General features: G+C 46.6%; 16 protein-coding genes. 15 read left to right on the forward strand and 1 reads right to left on the reverse strand.

Annotated elements, in window-relative coordinates:
• Positions 1-12: 12 nt before the first annotated feature.
• Entirely contained in the window at positions 13-483 is a 471-nt protein-coding gene (locus P22_RS09365) for a hypothetical protein (protein ID WP_054259968.1), read from the reverse strand.
• A 199-nt stretch (positions 484-682) separates the two neighbouring features.
• On the opposite strand from P22_RS09365, the gene P22_RS09370 reads away from it, so the two are divergent.
• The 15 genes from P22_RS09370 (at position 683) to P22_RS09440 (ending at position 12,895) form a co-directional block, all read left to right on the forward strand.
• The gene (locus P22_RS09370) at positions 683-1,504 is read left to right on the forward strand and encodes a mechanosensitive ion channel family protein (RefSeq protein ID WP_054259969.1); all 822 of its coding nucleotides are present in this window, start codon (positions 683-685) and stop codon (positions 1,502-1,504) included.
• A gap of 16 nt (positions 1,505-1,520) precedes the next feature.
• Positions 1,521-1,736 carry a DUF951 domain-containing protein gene (locus P22_RS09375; RefSeq protein WP_054259970.1) on the forward strand — a complete coding sequence of 72 codons (216 nt, stop codon included), beginning with the start codon at positions 1,521-1,523 and terminating at the stop codon, positions 1,734-1,736.
• Positions 1,737-1,813: 77 nt separating this feature from the next.
• Positions 1,814-2,920 carry a redox-regulated ATPase YchF gene (gene ychF / locus P22_RS09380; protein ID WP_054259971.1) on the forward strand — a complete coding sequence of 369 codons (1,107 nt, stop codon included), beginning with the start codon at positions 1,814-1,816 and terminating at the stop codon, positions 2,918-2,920.
• A gap of 167 nt (positions 2,921-3,087) precedes the next feature.
• On the forward strand, positions 3,088-3,372 hold the full coding sequence (gene rpsF / locus P22_RS09385) for a 30S ribosomal protein S6 (RefSeq protein ID WP_054259972.1): 285 nt from the start codon (positions 3,088-3,090) through the stop codon (positions 3,370-3,372).
• 76 nt (positions 3,373-3,448) lie between these two features.
• Entirely contained in the window at positions 3,449-3,859 is a 411-nt protein-coding gene (locus P22_RS09390) for a single-stranded DNA-binding protein (RefSeq protein ID WP_054259973.1), read from the forward strand.
• A gap of 15 nt (positions 3,860-3,874) precedes the next feature.
• Complete coding sequence (rpsR, locus tag P22_RS09395; protein WP_054259974.1) at positions 3,875-4,105, forward strand: 30S ribosomal protein S18; 231 nt, start codon at positions 3,875-3,877, stop codon at positions 4,103-4,105.
• Positions 4,106-4,368: 263 nt separating this feature from the next.
• Positions 4,369-5,931, forward strand: a complete 1,563-nt coding sequence (locus tag P22_RS09400) for an ABC transporter substrate-binding protein (protein ID WP_054259975.1) — start codon at positions 4,369-4,371, stop codon at positions 5,929-5,931.
• A gap of 69 nt (positions 5,932-6,000) precedes the next feature.
• Positions 6,001-7,017, forward strand: coding sequence for an ABC transporter permease (locus P22_RS09405; protein WP_054259976.1), 1,017 nt, complete (start codon positions 6,001-6,003; stop codon positions 7,015-7,017).
• Between the two features lie 2 nt (positions 7,018-7,019).
• Positions 7,020-7,865, forward strand: a complete 846-nt coding sequence (locus tag P22_RS09410) for an ABC transporter permease (protein WP_054259977.1) — start codon at positions 7,020-7,022, stop codon at positions 7,863-7,865.
• Positions 7,866-7,881: 16 nt separating this feature from the next.
• Entirely contained in the window at positions 7,882-8,886 is a 1,005-nt protein-coding gene (locus P22_RS09415; protein WP_054260027.1) for an ABC transporter ATP-binding protein, read from the forward strand.
• On the forward strand, positions 8,864-9,823 hold the full coding sequence (locus P22_RS09420; RefSeq protein WP_054259978.1) for an ABC transporter ATP-binding protein: 960 nt from the start codon (positions 8,864-8,866) through the stop codon (positions 9,821-9,823). Before P22_RS09415 ends, P22_RS09420 begins: the two co-directional genes overlap by 23 nt.
• Positions 9,820-10,722: an aminopeptidase gene (locus P22_RS09425; protein ID WP_054259979.1), complete on the forward strand. Its 903-nt coding sequence runs from the start codon at positions 9,820-9,822 to the stop codon at positions 10,720-10,722. The genes P22_RS09420 and P22_RS09425 overlap by 4 nt, the downstream gene beginning before the upstream one ends.
• A gap of 34 nt (positions 10,723-10,756) precedes the next feature.
• Positions 10,757-11,296 (forward strand): helix-turn-helix domain-containing protein, encoded by a 540-nt coding sequence (locus P22_RS09430; RefSeq protein WP_054259980.1) that lies wholly within the window; start codon positions 10,757-10,759, stop codon positions 11,294-11,296.
• 320 nt (positions 11,297-11,616) lie between these two features.
• Complete coding sequence (locus P22_RS09435) at positions 11,617-11,925, forward strand: MazG-like family protein (protein ID WP_054259981.1); 309 nt, start codon at positions 11,617-11,619, stop codon at positions 11,923-11,925.
• A 4-nt stretch (positions 11,926-11,929) separates the two neighbouring features.
• Positions 11,930-12,895: a YybS family protein gene (locus P22_RS09440; protein ID WP_054259982.1), complete on the forward strand. Its 966-nt coding sequence runs from the start codon at positions 11,930-11,932 to the stop codon at positions 12,893-12,895.
• Positions 12,896-12,906: the final 11 nt, after the last annotated feature.

Here is a 12,906-nt window from a genome sequence, read left to right on the forward strand (position 1 = left end):
TGGGTCAACGCCTTACTCTTTGGTTGCATTCTGTGGAGATGAGGGAGTTCCTTTATTGCGCCATTGCGGGATATTGGTAGATGTGTAAGAGTTTGGTCCGGAACGGAATCTGTCCAGGACTCGCCGTAGTATTTCAATTTGTAAAATTTGTTCGCCTGTCCGGTAAGGGGTGTCGGTGACATCGGTTTCGTTGGACAGCAAGCGGAAAATGTCAATCGGGGCGCAGGTAACGCCGAGAAATTCGCTGCTGAAACTAATCTTACAACATAATAATTCTAATAATATGTCAATCAGTGTGCCGGTGTGGTCAAAACGTTCCACCGACCGGATAAAGATATCTTCCGGAATGCCTGGAATACGCTGGATTTCTTCAGCCGCCCCGACAAGCAGGCGGTAAGAGCTTACCAGCGATGAAAAATTGGGAATGATGGCATTGACATCAGCAAGAATGGCATCAATAATGGGTTCTGGTGTTGTCGCCATCGTTATCGCTCCTTTAGAGGAATCTGTCATACATAGTATGACTGTAGTCGTAAAAAGGTTTCTGTGGTAGATAAAAGAGGAATTTTTTCTGCGAAGTGTAATATTCTATATATCCTAGGGAAGAGTCTGTAAAAAACGGCTGTCTTTCAGAATAGGGAAATTTTACTGGAATAGGATGTTGGCAGTTAGGAGGAGTGACGTGCTGGATGTAGTTTTCGATCCTGCATTGATTGTAGGAATAGGAACCAAAATGCTGCGAATTGCTGTTATTATTGTGGGGGCTGCAGCTGTTATCAAGATATCCCGCAGTATTATCAGCCGTTTGTTTATCCCTCATACGGGTATAAAAGGTTTTTATTTGGAAGAGAAAAGAGCGCGTACTCTGTCGGTGCTGCTGGTGAGTATTGTCCGCTATTTACTATATTTCATTGCCGGTGTGATGATTTTGCAGGAATGTAATGTGGATACCACTTCCATTGTTGCCGGTGCCGGCGTGATCGGGCTGGCGCTTGGTGTGGGGGCGCAAAGCTTGATTAAAGATGTTATTACCGGTTTTTTTATAATACTGGAAGATCAGTATTCGGTGGGTGACTATGTCGTTATTATGGATATGGCCGGAACGGTGGAGGAAATCGGTTTTCGAGCTACTAAACTAAGAGATGCCAACGGTGTATTGCATTTTATCCCTAATGGGGCCATATCCCGCACCAGCAATTATACCAGGGGGCATATGCAGGCAGTAGTGAATATCCCGGTCGCCTATACCGCGGATATCAGCCAGGTATTGTCCATTCTGGAGGCGGCCTGTTCCTGGATTGCCGAAAATATCCCGGAAGTGGTAGAAGGACCCCGGGTGGTTGGCATCGTTGATTTCCGCAGTTATGATATGCTGGTGCGCATAGCGGCTCAGACCGAACCGCTGAAACAGGGGGCGGTGGAAACCGCGATACGGCACAAGGTAAGACTGATGTTTAACGAAGCGGGCATTCCGGCACCGGCTGTACGCCCGGAGCAGAGTTAGGATTAGGAGGAATAGGATGAATATTATCCGCTATGAAGTAGGCGATATTGTAAAAATGAAAAAACAGCATCCCTGCGGTTCGGATCGCTGGGAAATTACCCGGACAGGCATTGATTTCGGCATAAAGTGTCTGGGTTGTGGGCGGTGGGTGATGATTCCACGGCCAAAGTTTGAAAAAGCCGTTAAGGCGATAGTGGGGAAAGCGGGCGAACCGGGAGAGAATAAATCGTAAGTCTTGAATTTATTGATGTAATACTCTACAATAAACAAAGATGTTTTCAGTATATGGAGGTAAGGTGGAATAGCTGCATGAGTACAAATTTAGAAGTCGGTATCGTTGGTTTGCCCAATGTCGGCAAAAGCACCCTGTTTAATGCGATTACCAAGGCCGGTGCGGAAGCGGCCAATTATCCGTTCTGCACGATTGAGCCCAATGTCGGTGTTGTGGACGTCCCTGATGAACGGCTGGGAAAGCTGGCTGAGATATATAAATCCAAAAAGATTATTCCGTCGGCCATTCGTTTTGTGGATATTGCCGGTCTGGTTAAGGGCGCTTCACAGGGAGAGGGCCTCGGGAATAAATTTTTAGCGCACATTCGCCAGGTGGATGCGGTGGCTCAGGTTGTGCGCTGTTTCCGTGATGAAAATATTACCCATGTGGAGGGGGGATTAAATCCTCTGCGGGATATTGAAATTGTTAATACCGAATTATGTCTGGCGGACCTGGAAACGCTGGAAAAACGAATGGAACGTACGCAAAAGTTATTAAAAAGCGGTGATAAGAAGCTTTTGGTGGAAATCGAAGTATTGAAACGGATCCGCGCGGCACTGGAGGATGCCCAGCCGGCTCGCCGCGTGGATTTGACCGAGGATGAGGCGGTACTGATTGCCGATCTAAATTTGCTGACCTTAAAACCGGTACTGTTTGTAGCTAATGTCAGTGAGGAGGAAGTGGCAAAACCGGAGGACAATCCCCATGTACAGGCCGTTCGCCAATATGCGGCTCAGGAGAAGGCCGAAGTTATCGCCGTTTCGGCGAAAGTGGAGGCGGAAATTGCCGAACTCGGGGATGAGGACGCCCGGGAATTTTTGGCTGATCTTGGCCTTCAGGAGTCCGGCCTGGACAAACTCATTAAAGCTTCGCAAAAACTGCTGGGACTTATGACTTTTTTAACTGCCGGTGAACAGGAAGTGCGGGCTTGGACTATCAGAAAAGGAACGAAAGCTCCCCAGGCAGGCGGTAAGATTCACAGCGATATTGAACGCGGCTTTATCCGGGCGGAAATTGTATCCTTTGCTGATCTTATGGCGGCAGGCAGTCAGAACGCCGCCCGGGAAAAAGGATTGGTTCGCCTGGAGGGAAAAGAGTACATCATGCAGGACGGCGATGTGACTTATTTCCGTTTTAATGTGTAGTTTCACTGTTATTGTGCGGTATGTAATAAGTTTCTTGCAATGCTGTGAAAATGGTGATATACTATTTTAGTCTAGAACATTGTTCCAGCTATGGGGTTCAAATTTTATTTGCAACCTTCCCTGCTCCCTGCTGAGGGAGCCATTAGTCCACAGGAGGAGGTGATTTCGTGAGAAAATACGAAGTCATGTTCATTGTTAAGCCGTTGGAAGAAGAGGCAACGAACGCAGTTATTTCCAAGTTTGAAAGTCTTATCACTTCGAATGGCGGCAACATTGAAAAGATTGATCGTTGGGGTAAGAAACGCTTGGCATATGAAATTAAGGATTTCACCGAGGGTTATTACTGCCTTTTCTTTTTCACCGCAGAGCCGGCTGTTGTTGCCGAACTTGATCGCGTGATGAAGATTACCGATGAAATCTTAAAACACATGGTTATTAAAGAAGACGAATAAATACATGCGCTGTTGCGCAAACACTAAAGCGCCTGTTGCTGTTCATTGACGGCAGCAGACCTTGGAGGGAAAAACCATGAATAAGGTTATCTTAGTCGGTCGCTTGGCCCGTGATCCGGAAGTGCGCTATACGCAAAGCGGTAAAGCGGTAGCTTCCTTTTCAATTGCGGTAAACCGCTTTGGCGGCGGACAAGGCCAGGAGCAAACTGACTTTATTCCTATCGTTGCATGGGAAAAATTGGCCGAAGTTTGTGGCAATAATCTTACCAAAGGACGCCGTGTGCTGGTAGAAGGCCGTTTGCAGATCCGTTCTTATGACGGAACGGACGGACAAAAACGGCGTGTTGCCGAAGTTATCGCCCAGAACATTGAATTTCTGGACAGCCGGCAGGCTGCCGCTGGAAGTAGCGGCGGCAGCAATAATACAATGAATGACGCCAGCTCTTTTGGTAGTGATGTCTTCCCTGAAGAAGAAATACCATTTTAAAGGGAGGTTCATACGGTGAAACGTGAAAGAGGCAGAAAACCCAAGAAAAAAGTTTGTAGCTTCTGTGTAGATAAGGTAGAAGTCATTGACTATAAAGAAGTGCCGAAATTGCGCCGTTATACGACCGAACGTGGCAAAATCCTGCCGCGCCGTATTTCCGGAAACTGCGCGAAACATCAACGTCAATTGACTCTGGCTATTAAACGTGCCAGAAATATTGCATTACTGCCGTTTACTGCAGAGTAAGTCAGATCAGAGAGAGTCCGTTTGTGGATTCTCTTTTTTTATTTGTTTATGCCATAAAAAACACCAAAAAAGATTTCTACATAGAAGGGATTTTTAAAATGATGAAGAATACATGAAAAAAAAGATAGATATTTCATCATATTGATTATTTGTGCAAGAAATTAGAAATCTATATAAAGTCATTAGGCAACGAAGCCTTGGGATAATGTATTTGTCCTAAGGCTTTTTTTATATAGATGTTTATACAGAGACGGGGGGAGAGCATGAAAAAAATATTTATTTTAATGCTAACGGCCGTATTTTTAGGCGGCTGTGGAGGAGGCAAACCGGCGGAGCAAGCCAAAGTTCCGAACGATACTCTGGTAGTGGGAATGTCGCTGGATTTAGCCACCTTGGATCCGGCAGTAACCATGGATAATGCATCCTGGAAGATTACCTATCCATGTTATGACCGGCTTGTAAAATACAAGATTGTTGATGGAAAAAGCAGCACCGAAGTGGAACCAATGGCAGCCGAATCCTGGAATGTCAGTGAGGACGGCCGGGAGTGGACCTTCAAATTACGCCAGGATATAGAATTTCATGACGGATCGCCACTGAACGCACAGGCAGTAAAGTTTAGCTTCGATCGTTTATTAAAACTTCATAAAGGACCATCGGACTATTTTCCGACACTGAAGTCGGTGGAAGTTGTCGACGACTATACCGTAAAATTTGTTATGGATAAACCGTTTCCGCCGTTTTTATACACTCTGGCGACCAATGCAGCCAGTATTATCAACCCCAAAGTCATGGAACAGGAAAAAGACGGTGATTTGGCCTCTGCCTATCTGGGAGAAAATACGATGGGCAGCGGTGCGTATAACCTGAAGGAATGGAATCGTGGTCAGAATATGAAACTGGAAGCTACAAAGGGTTATTGGGGCGGAGAACCGGCTTTAAAAACGGTGTTGATCCAGTTTATCAAAGATCCGTCCGCTCAGCGGCTGCAATTGGAAAATGGGGATATTGATATTGCGGAAAGCATACCGGTTGACCAGCTGGAACAGTTAAAAAACAATGATAAAATTCAAATTTTAGAATCACCTAGCTTGAATGTCAGCTATGTGTATCTCAATAACAAAAAAAGTCCGCTGGATAATGTCAAAGTCCGCCAGGCGTTAAATTACGCAGTCGATTATGACGGAATGATTCAGGGGGCTATCAAGGGTAAAGGAATTCAGCTTAAAGCTCCTATCCCGCAAGGGCTGTGGGGGTACGACCCGAAAGTCAAGGGATACAGCACCAATCTGGAAAAAGCCAAACAATTGCTTTCCGAAGCAGGTTTTGGGCAAGGGTTGACGCTAAAATTGCTGTATTCCGATTATAAAAATTTCTGGGACAATGAGGCCCTTATCCTCCAGGATAATCTGTCAAAAATAGGCGTTAAACTGGAACTTGAAAAAATCGCCTGGGCGACGCTGCGGGATAAAGTCGACCGGGGAGATTTTGATCTTTGCCTGGGCGCCTGGAGTCCGGATTATGCCGACCCGCATATGTTTATGACGTATTGGTATGACTCCCGGATGCATGGTCTGGCCGGTAACCGTGCTTTTTATAAGAATGATGCGGTTGATAAGTTGCTGCGTCAGGCAGAAGAAGTCAGCGATCAGCAGGAACGGATTAAACTGTATCAACAGGCGCAGCAGCAAGTCCTGGAAGATGCTCCCTATATTCTTCTTTTTCAGAGCAATGCCATGACGGCTCTGCGGAAAAACGTGCAGGGGTTTGTTTATAATCCCATGCTGGAAAGTATGTATAATTTTGAAACCATGAAGAAAAATTAGCAATTTAGTTTGTCTGGTTATGGATATGCAGGGCATATCCATAACCGAATTTTTGGGGGAGTACCAACTATGGTTGTATTACGATATTTTCTAAACCGAATACCAAGATTGCTGATTGTCTTTTTCGGAGTGTCCATCATCACATTTGCCATATCACATGTGATTCCCGGAGATCCGGCCCGCATGCTGGTCGGCCAGCGGGCCAGTCAGGAAACGCTGGACAAAATGCGGGGAGAACTGGGACTGGATAAGCCCCTCCATGTCCAATATATCAAATATGTCGGTGATTTGCTGCAGGGGGATATGGGCAAATCCATCCGGACGCAGCAGCCGATTGCCAGCGAATTGAAACGCTATTTTCCCGCTACGCTGGAATTGACACTGGTAAGTATGCTGATTACCTTAATTGCGGGAGTTTTGCTGGGCGTTTGGGCGGCGGTAAAGCGTGACCGGTGGGTCGATCATATCAGCCGGATTGTCTCGCTTGTCGGTGTTTCCAACCCGTTGTTTTGGTCGGGACTGGTGGTTATGGTGGTTTTTTATAAATGGCTGCAGTTATTCCCTGCCTCCGGACGACTCAATCCTTTTATCAGTCCGCCGACTTTTTATACCGGGATGTACTTGGTGGACGGATTTTTAGACGGTAATATGGCGGTTGTCGGGAATGCCGTACAGCATTTGGTGCTGCCGGCTGGCTGCCTGGCCTATGTCCAACTGGCGGTTATTGCACGGCAGGTCCGGTCCAGTATGATTGAGGTATTATCGCAGGATTATATTCGTACCGCGAAGTCCTTTGGTTTATCCACCCGCAAGATCATTTATCATTATGCGTTAAAAAATGCGCTATTACCAACAGTTACCGTGGCCGGGCTGATTTTTGGGGAACTGCTTGGCGGAGCGATTATCACGGAAGCAATTTTCGGCTGGCCAGGTATGGGTAAATATGTTGTCGATTCCGTTACCTTTCTTGATTTTCCGGCTATTATGGGGTTTACCATGGTGGTTTCCTTTGGTTACGTAATCATTAACCTGCTCATAGATTTACTATACCGTGTGCTTGATCCGCAAATCAGGGAGGGTGGCTGAGCATGGTAAAAGTTTTTGCTTACTCATATGTTGCGATACTCAGGCGCAATCCACTGACCTTTATCGGCTGCCTTATCGTTGTGTTCATGCTGCTAATTGGTTTTGGCGCGCCGGTTTTGGCTCCTTATGATCCTGTGGCCATATCTATACAGGATAAACTGCAGGCACCGGGAAATCTGCATTGGTTTGGTACCGACGAAATGGGCCGTGATATTCTCAGCCGGGTGATGTATGGCTGCCGGATTTCCATACAAGTAGGACTGTATATTGTGTTGCTGGCGGCTTTCCTTGGTACGGTCATTGGCAGCATTTCCGGCTACATGGGAGGCAAGACCGATCAGAGTATCATGGCTGTCACGGATATTGTCTTGTCCTTTCCGTCGCTGGTTTTGGCGATGGCATTGGCGGCCGCACTGGGGCCAAGCCTGTATAATACCATGCTGGCGGTGGCTATTGTTAAGATTCCGGTTTATACACGGCTGGTACGGGGGCAGGTGCTGGCTCTCAAGGAAAAACAGTACGTCAGGGCGGCCCGTACGTTTGGTGCCAACCCTTTTTGGATCGTTTCGCGGCACATTATACCTAACTGCATTGCACCGGTATTAATCCAGATTACCCTTGGCATCGGGGAGGCAATTTTGACCGCTTCATCGTTAAGTTTTATTGGACTAGGAGCGCAGCCGCCCACTCCGGAGTGGGGGGCCATGATCAGCACGGCACGCTCCTATGCACTGGATCAGTGGTGGTATGTCAGTTTTCCGGGGATGGCCATTTTCATTACCGTTGTCGGTTTTAACCTGCTGGGTGACGGTATCCGGGATATGCTGGATCCCCGGTCAAAAACTTAAACAGGGAGTATACGGTATGGAGCAGACACTATTATCGGTTCAAAAGTTAACGGTCGATCTGACGGTGGGCAAGGAAAAGGTGCGTGTTTTACACGGTGTATCCTTTGATGTTTGTCCTGGTGAAATTATTGGGCTGGTCGGCGAATCGGGCTCGGGGAAATCCGTTACGGCTTCAGCGGTCATGCAACTTTTGCCCGGTGGTGCCGGGGCAGTCAGTGGTGGAAAGATTATATTTAACGGTCAGGATCTGCTGAAAAAATCACCGGAAGAAATGCAAGGCATCCGTGGCAAAGATATTTCCATGATTTTTCAAGAACCTATGACCAGCCTAAATCCGGTACTGACGATCGGGCGGCAATTTATTGATGTTATCCGGGCACATCAGAGCAGAGACCAAAAAGAAGCCACCCTGCGCGCCTGCGAGATGTTGAAAGCGGTACATATCACCGATCCGGAGCGTATTTTTAAAAGTTATCCCTATGAATTGAGCGGTGGAATGCGGCAGCGGGTGATGATCGCCATTGCCTTGTCGTGCTCACCATCGCTGCTTATTGCCGATGAACCAACTACGGCACTGGATGTAACCATTCAGGCGCAAATTCTGCGACTGCTGCGGGAAGCTACGCAGGTATCCGGGTCTGCAGTTATTTTTATTTCGCACGATTTGGGAGTGGTTTCGCAAATTTGCCGGCGTGTCGCCGTAATGTATGCCGGAGAAATTGTTGAATATGGTTTGGTTCAGGAAATCCTGCAGTATCCGCGGCACCCGTATACGCAAGCCCTGCTGAAGGCGATTCCTGATTTTACAACAAAACCGCATCAATTGTCGGCTATTCCGGGCACTGTCCCGAATATTCGGCAATTGTTAACCGGCTGCCGGTTTCATCCGCGGTGTCCGGTAAAACAAGATATTTGTATGCAGAAAAGTCCGCAGGGCTGTATACTGACCGGAAACCACTTAGTCCGGTGCTGGGTTACGACAGGGGAGGTTCGAAACAATGCAGCCATTACTAACGCTTGATGCTGTGGAGAAGCACTTTATACATAAATCGCTTTTGGGAAAACCAAAAGTAGTCCGGGCTGTTGACGGAGTTTCCCTGCAGGTGGAAAAAGGAGCGACGCTGGGAATTGTCGGAGAATCGGGCTGTGGGAAAAGTACCTTGGCCAATTTAATCATCCGCTTGGAGGAACCGAGCGGCGGACGGATACTGCTGGAGGAAACGGATATATCTCATTTGACGGAGAAGCAATTACGTGCCGTGCGTTCGCGGGTCCAGATTATTTTTCAGGATCCCTATTCATCATTAAATCCCAGGTTTACTGTGGAACAAATTGTTTCCGAACCGATGCGGGTGGCGGGCAAATGGAGCCGGACGGAAATTCGGAGAAAAGTAATTTTTCTTTTGGAAAAAGTCGGACTGTCTGAAGATTATCTAAAACGGTATCCCCATGAATTCAGCGGGGGGCAGCGGCAAAGAATTTCCATTGCCAGGGCACTGACCACCGATCCGGAAATCCTGATACTGGATGAGCCGACATCGGCTTTGGATGTTTCCGTACAGGCACAGGTATTAAATTTGTTGTTAAAACTGCAAAAAGAACTGGGACTAACTTATATTTTTATCTCTCATAACTTATCTGTGGTAAAATATATCTCGAACAGAGTTGCCGTCATGTATCTTGGTAAGATTGTGGAGGCAGGTTCAGCCGAAGATATCATGTTTGATCCCCGGCATCCCTATACGCAGGAACTGGTTGCCGCCGTTCCGGTTATCGGCAAACCGTTGGACAGCGAAGAGTTGGCCTGCCGGGAAGCAAAGAGTGCAATAGTCGGGCGGCAGGGCTGCCGGTATTATCTTCGCTGCCGGCTGGCGACAACGGCCTGCCGGGAAACCGAACCAGAATTAAAGGAATACGAAGCAGGTCGCTGTGTGGCCTGTATGGAGGTAAGGGCATGAATAAATTACGCCAGAATTTGATAATATCTTTGGAATATGAGAATATTCCGGTCAGAAAAGTGGCCGTTTGTTATCAAAAAAACAGGGAACTGGCTGAAAAGCTGGCTTCTTTGCTGCCATACACCAGCATAGTTGTTTGTACAACGGACACACTGCTTCAGGACAGTCAATTGGATGAAATCAGCCATGTACTGGAACTGTACCATCCGTCCGGCAGTTTTTATGATGTATGCCTAAAGCAACGGGAAATGATGCGCAGCAAAGGCTGCCGTATCTTGACACTGTATGACTGGGAAGAGAAATATCTTAACGATAGTTTTTGGGGTAATACCGATTATCGTGAACTGGCAAAGCTGGTGAATAAAGTAAAAAATGACCTGGCTGCTGTAAGGAATTTTCATATTACATCCGAACTTGGCACCGATATCAGCTTTTCCGTAGCCGGCCGGCAATGGCTGGTTGCCGATGGTATTTGCCGCAATGGCCGCCTGACGCAGATGCCTGATGGCGAAATTTACACTTGTCCGGTAGAGGAATCTTTTTCCGGGGTGATTGTTGTAGATGGAACAGTTAGCCGGTCCTGGGTACCTGATGAACCCCAGCACTTGGAATTCAGGCAGGGAAGACTGGTGAACTGCTCCCCGGCGCTGGCTAAATATATTGAACCCAAAGGGCCGGATATCTATATGATTGGTGAATTTGCCCTGGGGCTTAATCCTGCCCACCGGCAGATTGTACACAATATTTCTGTTGATGAAAAAGCAGCCGGTACGGTGCATTTTGCCTTGGGCGACAGCTATAACCTGGGTATCAATCACTGCAAATGCCATGTGGACATGGTTATTCGTAAGCCTCACATTGAAACCAGCCCCCGTATCCTGCTGCCATATTTTTCTTAAAGAAAGCCATTTTAACAGATCAGGGTGAGACAATATGAATTTGGGTGAAAAAATCCGTAAGCTGAGAAAAGAACAAAAAATCAGCATTGAGCAACTTGCCGGCATGTCCGAACTAAGTGTGGGCATGATCAGCCAGATTGAACGGGATATTACTGTACCAACCGTTTCGTCGCTGTGGAAGGTGGCAAAAGCACTGAAAGTACACATCAACTATTTTTTTGATGAGTATGAAAACGATAATCCGATTGTCAGAAAAGAAGAGCGGAAAAAAATCATTCTTCCCCATTCCAATGTGACCTATGAACTGTTAACGCCAAACCTGAAACGTAAAATGGAATTCCTCATGATCAAAATTGAACCGGGCGAAGTCAATTTCGGAGATCAGATTTGCCATGAAGGGGAAGAGTGTGGCTATATGTTGCAAGGGCGGATGATGGTGAAATGGGGCAGCCGGGAGTTTATTCTCAATGAGGGGGACAGTATCTATTTGGATAGCTCTGTCCCTCACCGCTATATCAACATCGGGGAAACAACCGCTGTCTCCATTTGGACTATGACACCGCCAAGTTTTTAGAAAATATTCTTTGTCTAGTATAAAAACGGAAAATGTTGTTCTAATATTATAGAAATGTATCATACAATGAAATACGTATGTAAATATAACCAATCCTAAAAACAACATAATCTGTTTGGAATGTCCGATAATCAATATCACTGACAAATAAAACAGCAACAAGACACTTGCGGTCAAAACAATCCTTGTGGAAAATTTGACAGCAGAGTCTTGTTGTTTTGTTTTTCGATTTGTATTTTCGGTCTGTTGCAGGAAAGTGGCCTGTTCCCTTCGAATATAATTACGATCTGTCTGTTTATACAGGATGAGGGGGGAGAGCCTTGTTTGCTCACGAAACAGAAATGTTACGCAAAATACGGTTTATAGATTGGTTAAAGGCTGAAATTGTCGCTAATATAGGTTCCATTTATCAAGCTATGGCTAAAAATAGTGAACAAGCCGTCAAAGAAGGTTTGGCGACGCTGATCCTCTCCTGCTATGTGCTGGGGCGCCGCCTGGGAATTCCCTTTGGCGAACTGGATGAGATTATTTTGGCAAAAACTGGGGAGAATATACGGCGGGAGCATGAAGCAGAACGCTTATTTGGTGATTTTACCGCTTACCAGCGATATCTTCAGCAAAGGAGATGAATGGATGAACCATACGAATATCAAGCCGGTGGCTGAAGGCGGCCTGTTGTCCGCATTGGCCGTTATGATGATTTTAATTAGTGTTTATATCCCGCTGCTGGGTATTGCTACCGCCATTATCTGGCCGGTGCCGATTGCGCTTTTGGGTGTCCGGCACGGCCTGAAGTGGAGTATCATGGCAACCGTAACATCAGGCGTTATTGCCGCCATGGCTTTGCAGCCGTTAACGGCCTTGCAGATGGTGGTGGCTTTTGGCAGTATCGGGGTTGTCATTGGGCAGGCCATTCGTTTAGATTGCAGTCCGTTAAAAACTATGCTGGCGGCGTCGGCTATCTCATTTTTAGGGATATTGGCGGTACTGCTGCTGGGTTTTGTCATCATGGGAGTTAACCCGCTTTCCCTGCAAATGGATATGATAAACGAAACCTTTACCCAGGTGATAGATATGTATCGCAGTACCGGGGCTTTTAGTGAAGCGGAACTGGCAAATATGAGCAATTTGACCAATAACAGCCTGGAATATTTGAAAGTAATTATGCCGGGTCTAATGACCCTTTCCGCTGTTTTTTATGCTTTGATCAATTTTATGGCTACCAAAGCCGTTTTACGTAAGCTTGGCCGGCAGGTGCGGTCTTTTCCGCCGTTCAGGCACTGGTATTTACCGCGTAAAATACTCTATATTGCCGCGGTAACCGCGGTGATGTATTACTGGGGAAATTACCGCAGCGTTGCTCCGCTGGATGATATCAGCATGAATATAGGTCTGCTGTTGATAGTTCTGTTTTTTGTACAGGGGTTGTCTTTATTTTACTACCTTGCCGATAAATACAATTTGTCAAGGCTGACAAAGGGTATTATACTGTTCTTAACCTTTACTAACGCGTTCTTTATGGAAATGGTATTTTTTGCCGGGCTGTGGGATGTCGTTTTTGATTACCGGAAACTGAGAACACCACGTGTGTCGGATTAATATACCGATAA

Source organism: Propionispora sp. 2/2-37, assembly GCF_001298735.1.
GTDB lineage: Bacteria > Bacillota > Negativicutes > Propionisporales > Propionisporaceae > Propionispora.

What these genes read in the sequence shown, in the direction of transcription:
- P22_RS09375 (WP_054259970.1), top strand. Translation starts at nt 1,521, where the DNA reads ATGAATATTATCCGCTATGAAGTAGGCGATATTGTAAAAATGAAAAAA.
- P22_RS09440 (WP_054259982.1), top strand. Translation starts at nt 11,930, where the DNA reads ATGAACCATACGAATATCAAGCCGGTGGCTGAAGGCGGCCTGTTGTCC.
- P22_RS09400 (WP_054259975.1), top strand. Translation starts at nt 4,369, where the DNA reads ATGAAAAAAATATTTATTTTAATGCTAACGGCCGTATTTTTAGGCGGC.
- P22_RS09430 (WP_054259980.1), top strand. Translation starts at nt 10,757, where the DNA reads ATGAATTTGGGTGAAAAAATCCGTAAGCTGAGAAAAGAACAAAAAATC.
- P22_RS09420 (WP_054259978.1), top strand. Translation starts at nt 8,864, where the DNA reads ATGCAGCCATTACTAACGCTTGATGCTGTGGAGAAGCACTTTATACAT.
- P22_RS09425 (WP_054259979.1), top strand. Translation starts at nt 9,820, where the DNA reads ATGAATAAATTACGCCAGAATTTGATAATATCTTTGGAATATGAGAAT.
- P22_RS09390 (WP_054259973.1), top strand. Translation starts at nt 3,449, where the DNA reads ATGAATAAGGTTATCTTAGTCGGTCGCTTGGCCCGTGATCCGGAAGTG.
- ychF (WP_054259971.1), top strand. Translation starts at nt 1,814, where the DNA reads ATGAGTACAAATTTAGAAGTCGGTATCGTTGGTTTGCCCAATGTCGGC.
- P22_RS09365 (WP_054259968.1), bottom strand. Translation starts at nt 483, where the DNA reads ATGGCGACAACACCAGAACCCATTATTGATGCCATTCTTGCTGATGTC.
- P22_RS09415 (WP_054260027.1), top strand. Translation starts at nt 7,882, where the DNA reads ATGGAGCAGACACTATTATCGGTTCAAAAGTTAACGGTCGATCTGACG.
- P22_RS09410 (WP_054259977.1), top strand. Translation starts at nt 7,020, where the DNA reads ATGGTAAAAGTTTTTGCTTACTCATATGTTGCGATACTCAGGCGCAAT.
- P22_RS09405 (WP_054259976.1), top strand. Translation starts at nt 6,001, where the DNA reads ATGGTTGTATTACGATATTTTCTAAACCGAATACCAAGATTGCTGATT.